The sequence below is a fragment of the Rhizobium sp. BT-226 genome, from assembly GCF_025847085.2.
GTDB lineage: Bacteria > Pseudomonadota > Alphaproteobacteria > Rhizobiales > Rhizobiaceae > Rhizobium > Rhizobium sophorae.
Genome location: NZ_JAOYTI010000002.1, coordinates 1649896 through 1668573 on the forward strand (window position 1 = coordinate 1649896; position 18678 = coordinate 1668573).

Consider the following 18678-nt stretch of genomic DNA (forward strand, 5'->3'; position numbering starts at 1 on the left):
CGTCATCGCTGCAACGGAGTCAATATCATCCTTTAGCGGAAAAATCACCCGCTGTCAGCCTGCCAAGAATCTGTTTTATAGGCCAAAACAACAGGAGTTTCGCCGATGCCCGATCAGTTGTCCAATGCCCAACCGCAGTTCCTGACGGTCGGCGAGGGCGAGGCGGCGCGTGAGATCGCCATGCTTGTCCGCCCGGCGCAGGCCGGCAATGACGCACCGGCGCTCGTCTGGCTGTCCGGCTACCGCTCCGACATGAGCGGCACCAAGGCGGTGGAACTCGATGGGCTGGCGGCGGAACTCGGGCTCGCCTGCATCCGCCTCGATTATTCCGGCCACGGGCTTTCCGGCGGCAGCTTCGGCGACGGCACGATCTCGCGCTGGCTGGAGGAGGCTCTGGCCGTCATCCGCCATGTCGCGCCCGATCGGATCATCCTCGTCGGCTCGTCGATGGGCGGCTGGATCGCGCTCAGGCTGGCGCAGGAACTTGCACGGCAGGGCGGCGTGACGCTCGAAGGCCCGAAGCTCGCAGGGATGGTGCTGATTGCGCCAGCCCCCGATTTCACCTCCGAGCTGATCGAGCCGAACCTGAAGGCCAAGGAGCGCAAGTCGCTTGCCGAGCGCGGCTATTTCGAAGAGCGTTCGCAATACAGCCCGGAACCCAGCATCTATACGCGGGCGCTGATCGAGGACGGCCGAAAGAACCGGGTGCTCGACGGCATCATCGAAACCGGCTGCCCGGTGCACATTCTCCAGGGCATGAAAGACGCCGACGTGCCGCATGCGCATGCGATGAAACTGGTCGAACATCTTCCCGCCGACGACGTGGTGCTGACCTTCGTTCGCGATGGCGACCACCGCCTTTCCCGCCCCGGCGATATCGCGCTTCTCCTGAGTGCCGTCAAAGGCATCATCCGTTCATCAACAAATAGGCAGATGCCCGTTCGAGCGGCAGAGGCGGATAAATTCGCCTGATGCAAGTCCCCCAACCCGTTGCATTTTAACCATATCGGCGGGTCGTAAGGTCCTCCCAAGAAGTAACGATTGACTCTTTTGGGCCCTCTCCATTAACACTTTGTTAATAAATAAGGGCGATGCAAGGAAAGAGCGGGCGTGCGGATCAAGGGTATCTTTGTGGCCATGATGGCCATGTTTGCGATGGCGACGGCCGCCATACCAGCCCCCAGCAGAAATGCTTCCATGGTGACAGGCAATGCCACCTCACAGCCGATCGGGCACTATGATTTCTGTCAGATTCACCGCATTGAATGCGGCGCAAACCGCAACGCCGGCCCCGTTGCCATGACCCTGGGGAAATGGTCGCTCGTGCGTTCGATCAACGCCACGGTCAATCGCACGATCACGCCGATGACCGACAAGGAAATCTACGGCAAGGATGAGGTCTGGGCCTATCCGACCACCGCCGGCGACTGCGAGGATTTCGCGCTGTTGAAGCGCCGCATGCTGATCCAGCGCGGCTTTCCGGCTGCCGATCTACTGATGACCGTCGTGCGCAAGCCGGATGGTGAAGGCCATGCGGTGCTGACGCTGCGCACCGCCGAGGGCGATTTCGTGCTCGACAACCTCGCCGCCGAGGTCAAGCCGTGGTTCGGCACGCCCTATTCCTTCGTCAAGCGCCAGTCGAGCTACAACGCTGGCCGCTGGGTCACCATCGAAAACGGCCGCGACGTCCTGGTCGGCGCGCTGCGGTAAGGTTTGCAATAGAGAATCGGGAAAAGGCCGGCGGTTTTGCCGGCCTTTTTTGTTTTTGCCGGGTGGTTCTTTATACAGGAAGGGCTGCCTTTCGCTTACGCTCAAGGCGTTCGTCGCTACCGCTCCTCACCCCCTCATCTGCCCTGACGGGCATCTTCTCCCCGCTGGGGAGAAGGGGGAGCAAGACGTACTGTCGTCGTTTCGATAGCAAAGGTCTCAAGAAGGGCGAGACGTCGCCATACATCCCTTCTCCCCAGCGGGAGAAGATGCCGGCAGGCAGATGAGGGGGTGAGCGGCGAAGCCGCGAATGCACTGAGCGCAAGCGAAGGGCACGAACCGCTTTTGATGCCGAATATGACGCACCGTCTCCCGGCCCTTCGCTTTGGGCTCAGGGCGTTCGTTGCTGCAATCGATTCACTGGATCGATTGCTCGGGCTATGCCCGACCGCAACTCACCCATTCCCAATCAATATCCCCGCGCCGAGCACCAGGCCGCCGCCCAGCACCACCTGGAAGGCGGCGCGCAGGAAGGGGGTTTCCATGTAGCGGTTCTGGATGAAGGCGATTGCCCAGAGTTCGAAGAACACGACGATGGCGGCAGTGATCGTCGCGGTCCAGAAGTGCGGGATCAGGTAAGGCAGCGCGTGGCCGAGGCCGCCGAGTGCGGTCATGATGCCGCAGGCGAGGCCGCGTTTGACCGGCGAGCCTCTGCCGGAGATCTTGCCGTCGTCATGAGCGGCTTCGGTGAAGCCCATCGAAATGCCGGCGCCGACAGAGGCCGAAAGACCGACGAGAAAGGTCTGCCAGGTATCCTGCGTGGCGAAGGCGGCGGCGAAGATCGGCGCCAGCGTCGAGACCGAGCCGTCCATCAGTCCGGCAAGACCCGGCTGCACATAGGTCAGCACGAATTGCCGATGCACCGTCGCGTCCTCGTCGTGCTTGACGTCTGCGGGCGTATGTTTGTCGCCCAGCATGCGGGCGATATCCTCATGCCCCTGTTCGGCGAGGGCGAGATCGCCGAGAAGCTCGCGCGTCGAGGCGTCCGAAGTGCGCTTGGCCGCCTCGACATAGAAGCGGTAGGCCTGTTCCTCCATTGCCTCGGTTTCCTGCCGCATCGCATCCAGCGAAAGGTTTGCCCTGAGCCAGTCGGGCTTGCGCTCGTAAAAACCCTGCACATGCTCGCGCCGGATCAACGGGATGCGCTCGCCGAAACGCTGGCGATGGATCTCGATCAACGACTTGCGATGGGTATCCTCGACTTCGGCCATGTCCTCGAAGACTTTGGCCGAGGCCGGAAATTCGCGGCGCAGCCTGTCGGCATAGGCAAGATAGATGCGGGCATCGTCTTCCTCGGAGGCAATCCCAAGGGCAAGAATCTCCTGCTCGGACAGCGACTCGAAAGATCGTTTCGAGGATCTGAAAAATCGAGTCAGCATGATTCTCTCCAATTTTTAGAATTATTCTAAATCTAAAGAACGCAGTGATGACGGTCAAGTGCGCGAGCAAGCTGGCTGACAGATTGCCGCAAGCGGCACGGACGACTTTGGCGCGCTGCCATAAACACCTATATGAGAGGGTGCCGCATCACGCGGCGCCGGGGTTTTGGAATGGACAATGACATTCAGGGCCGCCCTGGGCATGTCGCGGCGATCCGCGAAAGGGCGGAGGCCGAGATGCAGGCGATGGGCGTCGACGCGGCCTTCATCGACAGGCTGGTCGAGACCTTTTACGGGCGCGTGCTAACGCATCCCGATCTCGGCCCGGTGTTCGACGCCAGGCTATCCGGGCGCTGGCCGGAGCATATGGCGAAAATGAAGAGCTTCTGGTCGGCCGTTGCCTTCCGCAGCGGCGCGTATGGCGGCAAGCCGGTGCAGGCGCATACGGGTGTCAAGAACCTAACACCCGATCTCTTTCCGAAGTGGCTGTCGCTGTTTGCCGCAACACTCGACGATATCGCCCCGTCACCGGAGGCCAAGGCCTGGTTTATGGCAACGGCGGAGCGGATCGCCAAAAGCCTGACACTGTCGCTGTTCTACAATCCGGCGCTCGACGATCCCGCGCGCAAACCCGCCTAAGAAATCTCAGGCCTTTTCCGCCGAGGCGGTGGCGCCAGCACTGGCCGCCACGACGAGCGCCGTACCCAGCATCTGCAGCGCGGTCATCGGCTGGGCGAGGATCAGAAAGCCGGCGAGCGCGCCGAGCGCCGGTTCGAGGCTCATCAGAATGCCGAAGGATGCCGACGGCATGCGCCGCAGCGCCACCATCTCCAGCGTATAGGGCAGGAGCGGCACGAGGATAGCAAGGCCGAGAACCTCCGCCAGTCCCTCCACCGTGAAGGCGCCCCCTGTCTCGGCAAGGCCAAAAGGGGTTGCGACGAGGCCGGCAACGATCAGCGACATGGAGAGACCTTCCAGCCCCTTGAAGGCAGCACCGACCTTCTTCGTCAGCAGGATATAGACCGCCCATCCCACAGCCGAGCCGAGGGCAAAGAGGACACCAGGGAGATTGCCGACCCAGCCTTCGCCGTCATGGGCGAGGAAGAGAATGCCGGCCGCAGCTATCAACGGCCAGGTAAGCCGCCAGCTCAGGCCATAGCCGAAGACGGCGACCGAGAGCGGCCCGAGGAAATCGATGGCGATCGCCAGGCCGAGCGGCAGCCGCTGGATCGCCGCGAAGAAGCAGAATGTCATGGCAGCCGTCGTCGTGCCGAGCAGCAATGTCGCCCGCCATTGGGCGCCGGTATAACGCAGCAGAGAAGGCCTGACGACGGCGGCAAGGATGATCGCCGCGAAAGCAAGCCGCAGCCAGGTGGCGCCGGCAACGCCATAGGTCGCAATGGCTGACGAAGACAGTGCCGCGCCGACCTGGATCGACGACATCGACATCAGGCACATGGCGACACCGGCCGCCAAACCGCCCGAAGTCGGCGATACGCCCGGCTGCGCAATCAAGGCTGCGCCGTCCGTCCCCCTCTCGATGTTCTTGATGTCCATGTGGCCCCCGATCCTGGCGCGGTTCTAGGCCGAAGACGCGTGAGAACCAAATTCAAACTTTTCATGCCGGGATCAAGAGCGCTGATGCTGAGGCGCCAAGGAACGGCCGGCGAGCCCCTCATCCGCCTGCCGGCACCTTCTCCCCGCTCGCGGGGCGAAGGGGGATCGCCGCAACCTTCCCGTTCCTCTCCCGCCTCTCGCAGGGCACGTCCCCTCTCCCCGTTTTTTACGGGGGTCCGAAGGACGGGTCGAGACGAGTGGCTCGACCCCGGCAGGTTAGGGTGAGGGGCAGCCATCGGCGAGAACCGGCCAAGCAAAAGCTCGTATGCAATATCAGCGACGGCCCGCGAGGATGACCTCTTCGGCGTCTTCGAAGCTCATGTCGAAGACCTTCCTGCCGATGTCGAAGCTGAAGCCCTTGCGGGCGAAAGCCGAAAGCTCTTTCGCCTTTCGCTTTTCGTCGAGTTCGACCCGTCGAAAGGGGCCGAAGGCGCGTTTGCGGGCAAAAATCGCGGCGGCATAGAGATCGTCAGCCTCCTCAAGTGCCACTTCGACCTTGTCGCTGGAGACGCCCTTGGCAGCAAGCTTCTGGGCGATCGCCCGCTTCGATTTACCGCCGCGGACGGCAGAGCGCGTGCTGATCTCCGCATAGGCGTGATCGTCGAGCACCTTGTTGTCATAGGCAAATTTGACAGCGAAATCGGCGACGGCCTTCAGCTGTGCCGCGCTGATACCCTCGAATTTCTCCTTGGCCTTACGGGTGATGGCGTCAAACAGCTGCTTTTCCGTCATCATCCGCCGCTCGAGGCGATAGATAGCGGAGTTGCGCGCCCAACTCAGCATGCGGGATGTCGGAATGTCGGATGGAACGGTCTCGTCGGTCATCGGCAGTGATCAGGCTTCCAGACCTTTGAGGACATTGGCGACGTTGAGGCCGATCTCCGGCACGCCGTAACCACCCTCCATGCAGGCGAGCACCGGCAGGCTGGCGGCTGATATCATCGCGCCCATGCGGGTGAAATCGTCCGAGGTGAGGCTGAAGGAGGAGATCGGGTCGCGCTCGAAAGTATCGACGCCGAGTGCCACGACGATCGCCTCGGCGCCGAAGGTCTTGATGCGGGCCAGCGCATCGGCAAGGGCCGAAGACCAGACATCCCAAGGCGTACCCGGCGGCATCGGATAGTTGCGGTTGGCGCCCGTGCCCTCCCCCTCGCCTTCCTCGTCGGCATGGCCGAGGAAATAAGGAAAGGCATGCATGGGATCGCCATGCAGCGAGGCGGTGAAGACATCGCCTCTGTGATAGAATAGATCCTGCGTGCCGTTGCCATGATGGAAATCGACATCCAGCACCGCGACTTTCCTCGCACCATGATCGAGCAGCCGCTGCGCGGCGACGCCCGAATTGTTGATGAAGCAGTAGCCGCCGAAGAGATCGATGCCGGCATGGTGGCCGGGCGGGCGGCAGAGCGCGAAGGCGAAAGGATTGCCGGCATTCAGCCAGTCGGCGCCCGTGATCGCGCAGCGCATGGAGGCGATCGCCGCCTCGTAGGAGCCTTTGGTGATCGAGGTGTCGGCGGCATTGGCATAGTGGCCGATCGCGCCGACGATATTGTCGGGCACGCGCTGGCTGGTGCGGCGAACGGCGAAGGAATTGGCGATCGCCTCGCCCGTAAAACCGGCCGCCACCCAGCGGTCCCACACGGTGGCAAGAAAATCCAGATAGGCGGGATCATGCACTCTTAGCGCCGTTTCCAACCCGTGCGCATCGGGCGCCACCACGTCGGTAAAGCCCGCCTCCTTGACCGCCGCCAGGATCCATTCGACGCGAAACGGCGCCTCGAAAGGCGTCACCAGCTGGCCGGCATGCAGCTCGGTCCTGGCATCACGCAGCTTGTGATCTTCGGAATAGATGACGCGCATTTCAGTTCCTGCCCTTGATTGACAATGGAGATTTACACGGCTCGGCCCTGACAAAAAAGCGGTGCGTGCCCTTGATCGTCTGGAATAATGACGCCACCTTCGCCGGTGTTTTGAGAACGAGGAAATTTCCCGCATGAAAGTGCTGATGGTCGATGTCGACGGTGTGCTCATTCATGGTCGTCCGACCGACGGGTTGCCGCACTTCGCCTATCTGGAGCGCGATCTCGGGCTGCGCCACGATCTGCTGCAGCAGGAATTCTTCCAGACCTACTGGTGGCGCGATATCATCATCGGCCGCGAGGCGCTGGAACCGCGGCTCGCCGGCGTTCTCGCAAAGATCGCGCCCCACCTCGGCGCCGAAACACTGATCGACTACTGGTTCGAAAACGATTCCCGCCTCGACCGCAATCTGCTCGAAGAACTCGCTGCTCTCAGGCAAAGCGGCATCACTCTCTTGCTGGCGACCAACCAGGAGCATAGGCGGGCACGCTACCTGATGGAGCAGATCGGCCTTAGCGCGCATTTCGACGACATCATCTATTCCGCAGCACTCGGACACAGCAAGCCTTCCCCGGATTTCTTCCGGCTGGCGACCGAGCGTGCCGGCGTGCTGCCCGGCGAGATCGCCTTCATCGACGATATGGCGGCGAATATCGAAGCGGCACGGCAGTTCGGCTGGAATGCCGCGCAATGGACGGCGGGCGCGACGCTCGGCGGCGCGCTTCCCGTCTTCGCCAGGCCGGCATGAGCGAGGCCGGCGCAATCAATTGAGCCGCTTGTAGAACAGGGTGGTGGCGCAGAAGCCGCCTTCCGGCCACAGCGCATAATCCGGAATGACGCCGACGCGCTGCCAGCCCAGGCGCGGATAGATCGCCTCGGCATCGCTGCCGGTTGCCGTGTCGAGCACGAGCAGGGTCTTGCCGCGGCTCGCCGCCTCGCGCTCGGCGGCGTCCATCAGCAGCCGGGCGAGCCCCTTGCCGCGGGCGGAGCGGTGCACCAGCAGCTTCTTCAGGTCGCCGCGATGAGGCTGGTTCGGCATCTGCGCGGCCCCCACCTGCACCGTGCCGACGATCCTGCCGTCGAGTTCAGCGACCAGCAGCAGATTGCCGCCGGTGGCAACGGCATCGGCGACATCACGCCAATAGGGCTCGGCATCTTCAGGCCCATAGGGCTGCATGAAGCCGACGGAGGCGCCGCCCGCGACGCAATCGGCAAGCACCTCCGAAAGTGCCGGAATGGCGGCGCGGGCCTCCTCGGCGGAAAGGGTACGAATAGCAGGCATGCTGTTCTCCTGAATTGAATACTTCTATCGGCCGCCGCGATCGAGCACGACGCAATAGCGCGCCGGCGCGTTGCCCGGATTGTGGAAGACGTGACCCTCGCCGACCGGCATGAAGAGGCAATCGCCCCGGCGCAGCCGGTAGATGGTCTCAGCCGCCGTCATCTCCAACTCGCCGTCGAACAGCCAGATATGCTGCGTCATGCCATGGGCGCTCGCATGCGGGGGAAAGCTGACACGGGCGCCGGCCGGGAATTCGACCTCGACGATATCGACATCGGAAGCCGTGCCCGGCGGTGAAACAGACCGTCTGATATAACCGGTCTCCGGATCGCGCCAGACCTGCTGTTCCTGCCTTCGGGCAAGCGGCGAGGCCTGCCCCTCTTCCGCAAAGAAGGCCGACAGCGACAGGCCGAGTGCTGCGCAGATCCTTGCCAGGAGCGAGGCGGTCGGGCTCGCCTCCGCCCGTTCGATGCGCGAGATCATCGCCCGGCTGACGCCGGAGGCCCCAGCCAGATCATCGAGCGTCAGAGCCTTTTCCTGCCGCAGCGTGCGGATGCGGATGCCGATCGCCTGTTCGAGTTCCAGTTCCATTTTCCAGTCCCATGATTCCACTATAAGAGAAATACAGTATCTGATGATGGAATCAAGTGACTACAAAAAGCGGCCAAACGCGCCTTGCTTTCGCCGCTGCGCCGTCCATATATGGCGGCGTAATCCGAGGAGAGAGCGATGGACGCCAGTACACAGAGCACGGAACTGACAGGGAGCTTCACGGCTGCCGCCTGGGACAGGATCGCGCCCATCATGGCCGAGATCGAGGCGTTGCCATTGCTGCAGCGCCTTTCGGACGGCACGCTCCCGCCTGAGGTTTTCCGGCATTACATCCTGCAGGATGCGCTCTACCTGAAGCATTATGCGCGATGCCTTGCGATCGTTGCGGCCAAAGCGCCCGACAATGCGCAGGTCCTGCGCTTCCTCGGTTCGGCGCAGAAGGCGATCACTGTCGAGCAGGGCTTGCATGCCGGCTTCCTCACCCAGTTCGGCATCACCTCCGCGGATGTCACATCAGCCGAGCCCTCGCCTGCCGGCTTTGCCTATACGAACTTCCTGCTTGCCACCGCCTATCACAGCTCCTACGCGGTGGCGCTGTCCTCCATCCTTCCCTGCTTCTGGATCTACTGGCACGTCGGCGAAGCGATCAAGAACCGGCCTGTTATCGAGGGCAATGCCTTCCAGGCCTGGATCAACACCTATGGCGACCCGCAATTTGCCGCCGGTGCCCGCGAGGTGATCGCACTGACCGACATCGCCGCCCGCGCCGCATCGCCGGTGGAGCGGGCGCAAATGACCGATGTCTTCGTGCGCGCCTCGCAATATGAATGGATGTTCTGGGATTCGGCCTGGCGGCTGGAGACGTGGCCGGTCTGATACGCACCCGACACAGGACGAAATAGCGTAAACAGTGGGATAATTACCGCTTTGCGGCAGGGGGCGGCGCTGCTATATGGCGCGCATGAGCACCAATTCCACCACTCCGCTGTCCCATATCCGCAACTTTTCGATCGTGGCCCATATCGACCACGGCAAATCGACGCTGGCCGACCGCCTGATCCAGACGACGGGCGGCCTTGCCGAGCGCGAAATGTCCGAGCAGGTGCTCGACAATATGGATATCGAGCGCGAGCGCGGCATCACCATCAAGGCCCAGACCGTGCGCCTGCATTACCAGGCGAACAATGGCGAGAAATACATTCTCAACCTGATCGACACGCCCGGCCATGTCGACTTCGCCTATGAAGTCTCGCGGTCGCTGTCGGCCTGCGAAGGTTCGCTGCTCGTCGTCGACGCCAGCCAGGGCGTCGAAGCGCAGACGCTCGCCAACGTCTACCAGGCGATCGACAACAACCACGAGATCGTCACCGTCCTCAACAAGATCGACCTGCCGGCCGCCGAACCCGACCGCATCAAGGAACAGATCGAGGAAGTGATCGGCATCGACGCCTCGGAGGCGGTGCTGATTTCGGCCAAGACCGGCCTCGGCATTCCCGATGTGCTGGAAGCGATCGTCCACAAGCTGCCGGCGCCGAAGAGCCCGGGCGGCGACAAGGCGCCGCTGAAGGCGCTGCTCGTCGACAGCTGGTACGACACCTATCTGGGGGTCATGGTTCTCGTGCGCATCATCGACGGTGTGCTGACCAAGGGCCAGACGGTGCGGATGATGGGCACCGATGCGAAATACCAGGTGGAGCGCGTCGGCGTGCTGACGCCGAAGATGGTCACTGTCGACAGCCTCGGCCCCGGCGAGATCGGTTTCATCACCGCCTCGATCAAGGAAGTGGCCGATACCCGCGTCGGCGATACGATCACCGAGGACAAGCGGCCGACGGCCCAGGCGCTGCCGGGCTTCAAGCCGGCGCAGCCGGTGGTGTTCTGCGGTCTCTTCCCGGTCGATGCCGCCGATTTCGAGGATCTGCGCGCCGCAATGGGCAAGCTTCGCCTCAACGACGCCTCCTTCTCCTTCGAAATGGAATCGTCGGCCGCCCTCGGCTTCGGTTTCCGCTGCGGCTTCCTCGGCCTGCTGCATCTCGAAATCATCCAGGAACGGCTCGAGCGCGAGTTCGACCTCGACCTCATCGCCACAGCACCCTCGGTCGTCTACAAGATGTACATGACCGACGGCACGGAGCGCGAGCTGCACAATCCGGCCGACATGCCCGATGTCGTCAAGATCTCCGAAATCCACGAGCCGTGGATCCGCGCGACGATCCTGACGCCCGACGATTATCTCGGCGGCATCCTGAAGCTCTGCCAGGACCGGCGCGGCATCCAGATCGAGCTTACCTATGTCGGCACGCGCGCAATGCTGACCTACGACCTTCCACTCAACGAAGTCGTCTTCGATTTCTACGACCGGCTGAAGTCGATCTCGAAGGGTTATGCCTCCTTCGACTATATGCTGACCGACCACCGCGAGGGCAACCTCGTGAAGATGTCGATCCTCGTCAACGGCGAACCGGTCGACGCGCTGTCGATGATGGTGCACCGGACGGCGGCCGAAAAGCGCGGCCGCGACATGTGCGAGAAGCTCAAGGAGCTGATCCCGAAGCACATGTTCAAGATCCCGATCCAGGCGGCGATCGGCGGCAACGTCATTGCCCGCGAGACGATCTCGGCACTGCGCAAGGACGTGACCGCGAAATGCTACGGCGGCGACGCCACCCGCAAGCGCAAGCTGCTTGACAAGCAGAAGGCCGGCAAGAAGCGCATGCGCCAGTTCGGCAAGGTGGAGATTCCCCAGGAAGCCTTCATCGCGGCGTTGAAGATGGGCGACGAATAATACTTCTCAACGGAGGCGGTTTGTTTTGCGCCACTCTTCGTACTCTCCGCGGGCATCGTCATGCAGCGGATAGTAGCGCTGCAACAACCCGCCCTCCATAAGCTTCACTCGCGAGAACTCCTCCCAATCGTGATGCTTTTGCGACTCTTCGATTACCTTCGAGGCCATTGCGACTGGAAGCACCACCACCCCGTCATCGTCGGCGACGATGATGTCGCCGGGGATTACCGTGACACCGCCGCAGGCAATCGGAACGTTGACGGCATTGGGATAAATGCTGGTCTGCACATGGTAGTTGGGAGTCCAGCCACGTAGCCATAGGGGGAGATCCAGCTTCTCGACATTGGGCCGATCACGCATGCACCCGTCGATTACGATGCCAGCGCCGCCTCTGCCTTTGAAATAGGTCGACATCATATCGCCGAAGACGCCCGAGCTCATGTCGCCGCGCGCGTCGACCACGACCACATCGCCCTCCTGCGCGTGATAGAGCACGTGCCGGTGCAACTGCGTCTCCGGATCGGCATATTCTCCCTCGGTGAAGAGGTCCGGCCGCTGCGGCATGAACTGGAGCGTCAGCGCCGGCCCGACGATCGACTTCCCGCGGTTCTGCGCCACGGGACCGACCATGTGCGGATTGCGGAAGCCCATGTGGCCAAGCGTGCCTGAAACCGTCGCGGCGCCGATTTCCTTCAGTGAGTCGATCAGGTCTTTGGGCGGTCGCGTAATGTCGGGAGTATGCGTCATTTGAGGCTCCGGTGGATGAAACTACCAGTTCGTAACAGAACCGTCGCGGCGCTTCAGGTGAGGCGCTTCCCAGAAACGAAAGCTCTCCGCCTTGACCGCCTCTTCGTTGACCTCGACGCCGAGCCCCGGCAGATCGCTGACCGGATAGTCGGGGCCGTCGAGCCGTGGCTGCACGGGGAAGAAGTCGGAATTATCGAAGCCGAGCTTTGCTTCGGGTGCCCTGGTCTCGAGCCAGGCGAAATTCGGTACCGCGGCGGCGAGATGGATGGTCGCGGCCGTGCAGACCGGGCCAAGGGGATTGTGGGGCATCAGGTCGACATAATGCGCCTCGCTCCAACCGGCGACCTTCATCGCTTCGGTGAGCCCGCCGACATTGCAAACGTCGAGCCGGTTGAACTGGTGGATACCACGCTCGACGTAGGGCAGGAATTGCCACTTGCTGGCAAATTCCTCGCCGATGGCGAAGGGGATGTCGGTCATCGTGCGCAGGGATTCGTAGGCCTCGGGTGTTTCATCTCGTATCGGCTCCTCGAGGAAATCAAGCACGCCACGGCCGAGCTTGTTACAGAAGCTCGCCGCCTCTGCCACCGACAGCCGATGATGATAGTCGATGCCGAGGACGACCTCGTCGCCCAGCGCCTCACGCGCCTTATTCAGCATGCTTGCGGAAGCGCCGATCGATTCGCGCGGCTCAAAGATGTCCTTGCTGTTTTGCCCGATGGGAAAGAAGCGGATCGCCTGCCACCCCTGTGCGCGTAGTTCGCGGGCTCGTTCGATGGCAACATCGCCTTCGGCTTCGTCACCGGTCGAGGCGAAGGTAGGAATGCGGTCGCGCTGCTTGCCGCCCAGCAGGTCGTAGGCCGGCACCCCCAGTGCCTTGCCCTTGATGTCGTGAAGGGCAAGGTCTATGGCGGAAATCGCCGCCTGCAGAACGCGCCCGCCTTCGAAGTATTGACTGCGATACACTTCTTGCCAGATCCGACCAATCTGCATCGGGTCGCGGCCGATGAGAAACTCGCGATAGTGCTCGATCGCGCCGGCCACGGCCTTCTCGCGACCGCTCAAGCCGCTCTCGCCCCATCCGAAGATGCCGTTGTCGGTCTCGACCTTGACCAGCATCTGGTTGCGTGTTCCTACCCATACTGGATAGGGCTTGATAGCGGTGATTTTAAGCTTCGTAGTCATCCACACCCTCGTTCCAGACGCATCGGCTTTGAGTCAGTTGGCCATGAGGGCCATTTCTGTTTCGCCGTCGAACAGATGCATCCGCTCCTGGTCGAACTCGAGCCAAATCTTTTCGTCCGGTGCGACGGCAATGGTCGGCGGCACGCTGACGTTGACGATGGCGCCAGACAGGAACGCCTGTACGAAGGTGACGTCTCCGGTCGGCTCCACCGTATAGGCCTTGGCAGGAATGCTTCCTGGCACCGCACTCTTGTGCAGCTTGATCGCCGAGTGACGTGCGCCGAGCACGACTTTCTTGGTGGTTGCTCTCGCGACCTTCTGGGCGTTTTCTGGCGAGAGCTCGAGGCGCCAGCCCTCCGCGCTGGTCAAAACAGTATTGCCGCTTGCCGTTGATGCCTCCAGCGGAACAAGGCTCATCGCCGGGCTGCCGACGAAGCTGGCAACGAACATGTTCACCGGATGGGCAAAGACCTGCGCCGGTGAATCGTATTGCTGCAGGTAGCCGCCGTTCATCACCGCCATCCTGTCGGCCATGGTCACGGCTTCGAGCTGGTCGTGCGTCACATAGATGATCGTTGCCTTGAGGTCCTGGTGGAAGCGCTTGATCTCCGAGCGCATCTGCACGCGCAGCTTCGCGTCGAGGTTGGAGAGTGGTTCATCCATCAGGAATACCGCCGGATCGCGAACGAGGGCGCGGCCCAGGGCCACACGCTGCTGTTGCCCGCCCGAAAGTTCGCGCGGCTTGCGCTCGAGCAGCTGCGTCATGTCGAGCACGCGCGCTGCTTCCTTGACCTTCTTGTCGATCTCGTCCCTTGGCAGTTTGCGCATCTGCAGCGGGAACGCCAGATTTTTATAGACCGATTTTTGCGGATAGAGCGCGTAGTTCTGGAACACCATTGCGATGTCCCGGTCCTTAGGGTCGAGGTCGTTGACCACCCGGTCCCCGATGACGATGTCGCCCGATGTGATGGGGATCAGCCCCGCTACAAGATTGAGCGTGGTTGTTTTGCCGCAGCCTGAAGGGCCGACGAGCGCAACGAATTCGCCGTCATTGACCGTCAGCGAAACATCGTTGACAGCTTTGAAGCTGCCATAGGTCTTGACAAGATCTTTGAGGACCACGTGGGCCACCGGCAACTCCCTAGTGTTTAACTGCGCCTTCCGTAAGGGCGCGTACGAAGTATCGTTGCAGGACGAGGAACAGGACCACGACGGGCACGCTCATCATAAAGCTGGCCGCCATCAGGCCCGGAAAGTCCGTCGTATTCTCGGAGAAGAAGCGCTGGATGCCGACCGGCAGTGTCAACTGCTCGTTCTTGGAGAGGAAGGTGTAGGCGTAGATGTACTCGTTCCACGCGCCGATGAAGGAATAGATCGCCGTGGCGATGATTCCTGGCGCCGAGAGCGGCATCACGATCAGGAGAAAGGCCTGGAACCGCGTCGCACCGTCGATGCGCGCCGCCTGCTCGAGCTGCACCGGGATGTTATCGTAGAAGCCTTTGAGGAGCCAGATCGCCAGCGGCAGGCCGAATGTGAGGTAGGTGAGAACGAGCGACCCATGCGTGTTCACCAGCCCGATCGCCCGCATCAGGATGAAGAGCGGCACGAGAAAGATCACCGCCGGGAACATATTGCGAAGCAAGACGGCGAAGAACAGAAAGTTCCGGCCCGGGAAGGTGAAACGCGAAAACGCGTAGGCCGCAGGAACCGCCACGATCACCGAAAGGATGGTCGTGGCCGTGGAGACGAAAAGGCTGTTCCAGAAGAAACGAAGGAAGTCCTGGCCGACGCTGTTTTGCGGATCGAGCAGCTTCTGGTAGCTGTCAAGGGTGGGTTGGTCAGGCCACCATTGCGGCGGGAATTGCAAGGCCGCGAAGCCGGACTTGATCGAGGTGATCAGCATCCAGATCATCGGCAACGCGGTGTAAAGCAGCATGAACGCGAGAAAGATGCGTCCGCCCCATCGCCATCCGTCGATGCGCATACGGCGACGGGCCTGGCCTCGAGAAGCAGTCTCGGCAATCGTGCTCATGCGCTCCCATCCTTCCGCTCGTTGCCGCTTAGCGCACGGACGTAGAAGTAGCCGAGCGACATCAGGATCAGAAACAGCAGCACCGAATAGGCCGATGCCACACCCCAGCGCTGGCGGCCGAAGGCGAGCTCATAAATGTGGGTGATCCAGATATGCGATGCGTTCGACGGCCCGCCGCCGGTCATGATCCAGGGGATGATGAAAGAGTTGAAGTTGGCCACAGCCAGCAGAAGGATCGTCACAGTCGAGACGTTTCTCAAGTGCGGGAAGGTGACGTGCCAGAACCGCTGCCATGCATTGGCTCCGTCGACTTTTGCGGCGCGCAGCAACTGGTCGGGAACCGTCTGCAGGCCAGCCATCATCATGATCATGGCGAACGGAAACTCTCGCCAGATATTCACGACGATCAGCGACGGCAGCACTGTGCTGACGCTGTCGATGAAATTCGGCGGCCGGTCCGCCAATCCGAGGCCGACCAGCACCGCGCCGATGATCCCAAAGTCCGAATGGTAGATCCATTTCCAGATATAGGACGCGGCGACCGCGCTGATGACCCAGGGAATGATCAGGATGGCGCGCAGGACGCCGCGGCCGACAAAGTCACGATGAAGTGCGAGGGCGCAACCGAACCCCAGGACAAACGCGATGATGGTCGATCCCAATGTCCAGATAAGAGTGTTCGAGGTAACCGTCCAGAACACCGGGCTTTTGAGGATGGAAGTGTAGTTGTCGAAACCTACGAAAATCTTGTCCCGAAGCTGCAGGCCGGGCGGTGTATTGAAGAACGACAGCTCGATCGTGTAATAGATAGGATAGGCTATGACGATGAGCATGACGGCGATCGCAGGAAGCACGTACGCGTAGTCAGCGCGATGCTCCCAGATCTTTCGTAGCACTCCGGACCTACGAGGTTGCAGTCGTCGGGGAACCTCGGCCTTCGCAGTCAAGATCGTCACTGTGCAGAGCCCTCATCCTTGGGAACGAAACCGGCTGCGATCGATGCGCAGCCGGTCAGATCGTCGGACTTGGACTAGAGCCCACCGTCCATCAGGTCTTTGACCTTCTTGGCCGCGTCGTCCGCTGCCTGGTCGACGGTCATGGCTCCGGTCAGGGCATTCTGCAGCATGTCCGGGACGATGATATTCATGATCTCGGGGGACTGCGGCAGCGCCGGGAACGGGATGCCGTATGGCAGCATCGAGGTCGTGACATCAAGGAACTTGATGTTGTCCAGACGCTCCTTCATCCATTTGGTCTTGAAGCCGTTAAGGTTTCCCGGGTTCGAGCCGGCATAGGCCATCTTCAGCGACCATTCGGGGCTCGTCCACATGCAGATGATAGCCTTTGCAGCCGGCTCGTCTACCTTGCCGCCCTCGACATACTCGGGTTTCAGGATGTGAATGTTCGAGCCGCCAAACACGACGGCACGCTTGCCGTCGGGGCCAGTCGGAATCAGACCGTAGCGCATGTTGTCGATGACGGTCTGCGCCTTGTCCTTGTCGGGGCCTGTCGCCTTCTTCTGCAGGTCGAGCATGACATTGTAGTCGGAGGGGTGCGAGACCATCATGCCGAGCTGGCCAGCGAGGAAGAGAGGCTGGTTATCTGCCTGCTGGTTGGTGAGTGCCGAAACCGGAACCGACTTGTCGCGAACATACATATCGTACGAGGCTTGCAGCGCCGCCTTGCTCTGCGGGCTATTGAGCTCGACCTGCTTATAGCTCGGGTTCGCGGTGGCTTCGTCGAAGACGCCGCCGCCATAGGCCCACAGCTGCGGCATGAAGCGGTACGGCGTGTTGCCGGCATTCTTGCGAGCCACGAGGCCGTAACCGGCAATGCCGAGCTTGTCGTGGATCTGCTTGGAATACTTGACGACGTCGTCCCAGGTTGCCGGAGCCTTGTCCGGATCGAGACCTGCGCGCTTGAAGACGTCGGCGTTCCAGATGAACGCCATCGTTTCATTGTTGGTTGGAAGCCCGTAGGTTACCCCCTCCCAGGTCACGGCCTTCATTGCGCCAGGCCAGAAGTCCTCGGTCGAATACCCTATATCCTCGGGTTTGAGCGGCTGCAGATAGCCCTTTGAGGCGAACTCGGTGCCACCCAGGATTTGCAGGCGGACCGCCATGGGCGCTGCATTGCCCAGGAGCGCGGTCCGGAACTTGTCCAGAAGGTCGTTATAGGTGAGGGCTTGTTCCTCAAGCTGGATGTTTGGATAGGTTTTGCGGAAGGTCTCGAAGAACTCCTTGTAATACTGGCGCAGGAGGTCGGGGTCGCCCTCGAACACGCCCTGATACCAGAAAGTCAGTCGCCCCTTGTAGTCGAGCGGGGTGACCTTGGCGCAATCGCCCGCCGTGTCAAAATCCTGTGTGCCGGCAATGGAGCGCACATATTCCGGCGACCACTGGTTCAAGTCGACCGGCGGCGCACCCAGCGCCGACGCGGACATCAGCGATACCATCAAAGCAGTGGAGACAGTGCCGCGCAGGACGGCACCGCCGAGTGAAATCCTCGTCATAGGGTATCCTCCAGGTTCTCCCATGCCGCTCTGCGTCGAGGCGAGCGGTCGTTCCTCCCGGTCGCGGGGCTTTCCACCCAATGTATCCCTTTGACCTTATCGTACGTTTTCAGATCGTGGATTGCCTGTCAACTAGCGAAATCGTACATTGTTTACCGAAACATCGCGTGATATCCGAGCAATGTATGTATTGATTGGGGACAGCCTTGGCCGAAACAAGCGATTTTAAAGCACAGCCACCCGAAGGAATCGACGCTATCGGGGCCTCCAGCGAGGGTGCCTCGCTTTATCAGCTGATCAGGGAAGACATCATCGAAGGGCGGCTCGCTGCCAATGAACGGCTTGTGGTCACCGATCTCGCCCGGCGCCACGGCACTTCGACCAACCCCGTACGCGAGGCTCTGCAACTGTTGCGCGGGGAGGGCTTTGTCACCTTAGTTCCCAACCGCGGAGCGCGCGTGCGGCCCATAGATCAGGATTTTGTTCGCGACATCTACGAGATCGGAGTCTTGATCGAGCCGGCACTGACGCGATGGTTCGTGAATATGGCCACCGTCGAGGACATTGCTGAACTCGAACGCATCCAAGGCCTGATTGAAGAGAACGACTTCGCCGATACGTTGAGGCACAGCGAGCTGGACACCGCCTTTCACACCGTCATGTACCAAAAGCACTACAACCGCCATGCCGCCGAGCTTTGGTGGAAGCATCGCGAAGTGCTTCGAGCCGTGAGCCGGCGGTTCAACTTCACGCTCGCCCGGCGTGCCGCGATCCTTAGCGAGCATCGCGAGCTCATCGCGCATGTAAAAGCGGGAAATGCGAACGAGGCAGCCGAACTCATTGCACGCCACGTCGAGGGCTCCGGCCGGCACATCCTCGAACACATGCGTGCGCGCAGCGCCGCTCGGGCAGGATAGAATACAGGGCCAGCAATATCGTTATCCCGATCACTTCAGCAAA

At 61.5% G+C, this 18678-nt stretch carries 19 protein-coding genes; 7 read left to right on the forward strand and 12 right to left on the reverse strand.

Annotated features, from left to right (window positions below):
* Window positions 1–105: 105 nt before the first annotated feature.
* Together OIU37_RS18420 and OIU37_RS18425 are read left to right on the forward strand one after the other, a co-directional pair.
* The gene (locus OIU37_RS18420; protein WP_264258275.1) at window positions 106–972 is read left to right on the forward strand and encodes a carboxylesterase; all 867 of its coding nucleotides are present in this window, start codon (window positions 106–108) and stop codon (window positions 970–972) included.
* Between the two features lie 138 nt (window positions 973–1110).
* Window positions 1111–1710: a transglutaminase-like cysteine peptidase gene (locus OIU37_RS18425; RefSeq protein WP_180694070.1), complete on the forward strand. Its 600-nt coding sequence runs from the start codon at window positions 1111–1113 to the stop codon at window positions 1708–1710.
* 452 nt (window positions 1711–2162) lie between these two features.
* Here OIU37_RS18425 and mbfA read toward each other — a convergent pair whose 3' ends face one another.
* Complete coding sequence (mbfA, locus tag OIU37_RS18430; protein ID WP_180694071.1) at window positions 2163–3146, reverse strand: iron exporter MbfA; 984 nt, start codon at window positions 3144–3146, stop codon at window positions 2163–2165.
* Window positions 3147–3317: 171 nt separating this feature from the next.
* Between mbfA and OIU37_RS18435 the strand changes: the two genes are divergently transcribed.
* Entirely contained in the window at window positions 3318–3785 is a 468-nt protein-coding gene (locus OIU37_RS18435; protein WP_264258277.1) for a group III truncated hemoglobin, read from the forward strand.
* Window positions 3786–3791: 6 nt separating this feature from the next.
* Here OIU37_RS18435 and OIU37_RS18440 read toward each other — a convergent pair whose 3' ends face one another.
* From OIU37_RS18440 to OIU37_RS18450, 3 genes are all read right to left on the reverse strand, one after another.
* On the reverse strand, window positions 3792–4703 hold the full coding sequence (locus tag OIU37_RS18440; protein WP_264258279.1) for a DMT family transporter: 912 nt from the start codon (window positions 4701–4703) through the stop codon (window positions 3792–3794).
* Between the two features lie 333 nt (window positions 4704–5036).
* Window positions 5037–5588, reverse strand: coding sequence for a recombination regulator RecX (gene recX, locus OIU37_RS18445; protein WP_264258280.1), 552 nt, complete (start codon window positions 5586–5588; stop codon window positions 5037–5039).
* A gap of 9 nt (window positions 5589–5597) precedes the next feature.
* Window positions 5598–6623, reverse strand: coding sequence for a histone deacetylase family protein (locus OIU37_RS18450; RefSeq protein ID WP_264258281.1), 1026 nt, complete (start codon window positions 6621–6623; stop codon window positions 5598–5600).
* Between the two features lie 133 nt (window positions 6624–6756).
* On the opposite strand from OIU37_RS18450, the gene OIU37_RS18455 reads away from it, so the two are divergent.
* The gene (locus OIU37_RS18455; RefSeq protein WP_264258282.1) at window positions 6757–7371 is read left to right on the forward strand and encodes an HAD family hydrolase; all 615 of its coding nucleotides are present in this window, start codon (window positions 6757–6759) and stop codon (window positions 7369–7371) included.
* Between the two features lie 15 nt (window positions 7372–7386).
* Here OIU37_RS18455 and OIU37_RS18460 read toward each other — a convergent pair whose 3' ends face one another.
* Together OIU37_RS18460 and OIU37_RS18465 are read right to left on the reverse strand one after the other, a co-directional pair.
* Complete coding sequence (locus OIU37_RS18460) at window positions 7387–7905, reverse strand: GNAT family N-acetyltransferase (RefSeq protein WP_264258283.1); 519 nt, start codon at window positions 7903–7905, stop codon at window positions 7387–7389.
* 24 nt (window positions 7906–7929) lie between these two features.
* Window positions 7930–8496, reverse strand: coding sequence for an XRE family transcriptional regulator (locus OIU37_RS18465; protein WP_264258284.1), 567 nt, complete (start codon window positions 8494–8496; stop codon window positions 7930–7932).
* 138 nt (window positions 8497–8634) lie between these two features.
* On the opposite strand from OIU37_RS18465, the gene tenA reads away from it, so the two are divergent.
* Window positions 8635–9333 carry a thiaminase II gene (tenA, locus tag OIU37_RS18470; protein ID WP_130662657.1) on the forward strand — a complete coding sequence of 233 codons (699 nt, stop codon included), beginning with the start codon at window positions 8635–8637 and terminating at the stop codon, window positions 9331–9333.
* Between the two features lie 76 nt (window positions 9334–9409).
* Entirely contained in the window at window positions 9410–11242 is a 1833-nt protein-coding gene (gene lepA, locus OIU37_RS18475; RefSeq protein WP_171601940.1) for a translation elongation factor 4, read from the forward strand.
* Window positions 11243–11248: 6 nt separating this feature from the next.
* Here the strand turns inward: lepA and OIU37_RS18480 are convergent, their stop codons facing one another.
* The 6 genes from OIU37_RS18480 to OIU37_RS18505 form a co-directional block, all read right to left on the reverse strand.
* Entirely contained in the window at window positions 11249–11989 is a 741-nt protein-coding gene (locus OIU37_RS18480; RefSeq protein WP_264258285.1) for a ribonuclease activity regulator RraA, read from the reverse strand.
* Between the two features lie 21 nt (window positions 11990–12010).
* Window positions 12011–13174, reverse strand: coding sequence for a mandelate racemase/muconate lactonizing enzyme family protein (locus OIU37_RS18485; protein WP_264258286.1), 1164 nt, complete (start codon window positions 13172–13174; stop codon window positions 12011–12013).
* Between the two features lie 33 nt (window positions 13175–13207).
* Window positions 13208–14305: an ABC transporter ATP-binding protein gene (locus OIU37_RS18490; RefSeq protein ID WP_171601943.1), complete on the reverse strand. Its 1098-nt coding sequence runs from the start codon at window positions 14303–14305 to the stop codon at window positions 13208–13210.
* 10 nt (window positions 14306–14315) lie between these two features.
* Window positions 14316–15206 carry a carbohydrate ABC transporter permease gene (locus OIU37_RS18495; protein ID WP_240604291.1) on the reverse strand — a complete coding sequence of 297 codons (891 nt, stop codon included), beginning with the start codon at window positions 15204–15206 and terminating at the stop codon, window positions 14316–14318.
* Window positions 15203–16162: a carbohydrate ABC transporter permease gene (locus tag OIU37_RS18500; protein ID WP_171601945.1), complete on the reverse strand. Its 960-nt coding sequence runs from the start codon at window positions 16160–16162 to the stop codon at window positions 15203–15205. The genes OIU37_RS18495 and OIU37_RS18500 overlap by 4 nt, the downstream gene beginning before the upstream one ends.
* 74 nt (window positions 16163–16236) lie before the next feature.
* Window positions 16237–17718: a sugar ABC transporter substrate-binding protein gene (locus OIU37_RS18505; RefSeq protein ID WP_171601946.1), complete on the reverse strand. Its 1482-nt coding sequence runs from the start codon at window positions 17716–17718 to the stop codon at window positions 16237–16239.
* Window positions 17719–17924: 206 nt separating this feature from the next.
* On the opposite strand from OIU37_RS18505, the gene OIU37_RS18510 reads away from it, so the two are divergent.
* A complete protein-coding gene (locus OIU37_RS18510; protein ID WP_168308072.1) occupies window positions 17925–18635 on the forward strand; it encodes a GntR family transcriptional regulator in 711 nt (236 codons plus the stop codon).
* Window positions 18636–18678 lie beyond the last annotated feature (43 nt).

Excerpts from the sequence above, each read along its gene's own strand:
- OIU37_RS18485 (WP_264258286.1), bottom strand. The coding sequence starts at position 13,174 with ATGACTACGAAGCTTAAAATCACCGCTATCAAGCCCTATCCAGTATGG.
- mbfA (WP_180694071.1), bottom strand. The coding sequence starts at position 3,146 with ATGCTGACTCGATTTTTCAGATCCTCGAAACGATCTTTCGAGTCGCTG.
- lepA (WP_171601940.1), top strand. The coding sequence starts at position 9,410 with ATGGCGCGCATGAGCACCAATTCCACCACTCCGCTGTCCCATATCCGC.
- OIU37_RS18505 (WP_171601946.1), bottom strand. The coding sequence starts at position 17,718 with ATGACGAGGATTTCACTCGGCGGTGCCGTCCTGCGCGGCACTGTCTCC.
- recX (WP_264258280.1), bottom strand. The coding sequence starts at position 5,588 with ATGACCGACGAGACCGTTCCATCCGACATTCCGACATCCCGCATGCTG.
- OIU37_RS18440 (WP_264258279.1), bottom strand. The coding sequence starts at position 4,703 with ATGGACATCAAGAACATCGAGAGGGGGACGGACGGCGCAGCCTTGATT.
- OIU37_RS18455 (WP_264258282.1), top strand. The coding sequence starts at position 6,757 with ATGAAAGTGCTGATGGTCGATGTCGACGGTGTGCTCATTCATGGTCGT.
- tenA (WP_130662657.1), top strand. The coding sequence starts at position 8,635 with ATGGACGCCAGTACACAGAGCACGGAACTGACAGGGAGCTTCACGGCT.
- OIU37_RS18465 (WP_264258284.1), bottom strand. The coding sequence starts at position 8,496 with ATGGAACTGGAACTCGAACAGGCGATCGGCATCCGCATCCGCACGCTG.
- OIU37_RS18420 (WP_264258275.1), top strand. The coding sequence starts at position 106 with ATGCCCGATCAGTTGTCCAATGCCCAACCGCAGTTCCTGACGGTCGGC.
- OIU37_RS18495 (WP_240604291.1), bottom strand. The coding sequence starts at position 15,206 with ATGAGCACGATTGCCGAGACTGCTTCTCGAGGCCAGGCCCGTCGCCGT.
- OIU37_RS18480 (WP_264258285.1), bottom strand. The coding sequence starts at position 11,989 with ATGACGCATACTCCCGACATTACGCGACCGCCCAAAGACCTGATCGAC.
- OIU37_RS18450 (WP_264258281.1), bottom strand. The coding sequence starts at position 6,623 with ATGCGCGTCATCTATTCCGAAGATCACAAGCTGCGTGATGCCAGGACC.
- OIU37_RS18460 (WP_264258283.1), bottom strand. The coding sequence starts at position 7,905 with ATGCCTGCTATTCGTACCCTTTCCGCCGAGGAGGCCCGCGCCGCCATT.
- OIU37_RS18435 (WP_264258277.1), top strand. The coding sequence starts at position 3,318 with ATGGACAATGACATTCAGGGCCGCCCTGGGCATGTCGCGGCGATCCGC.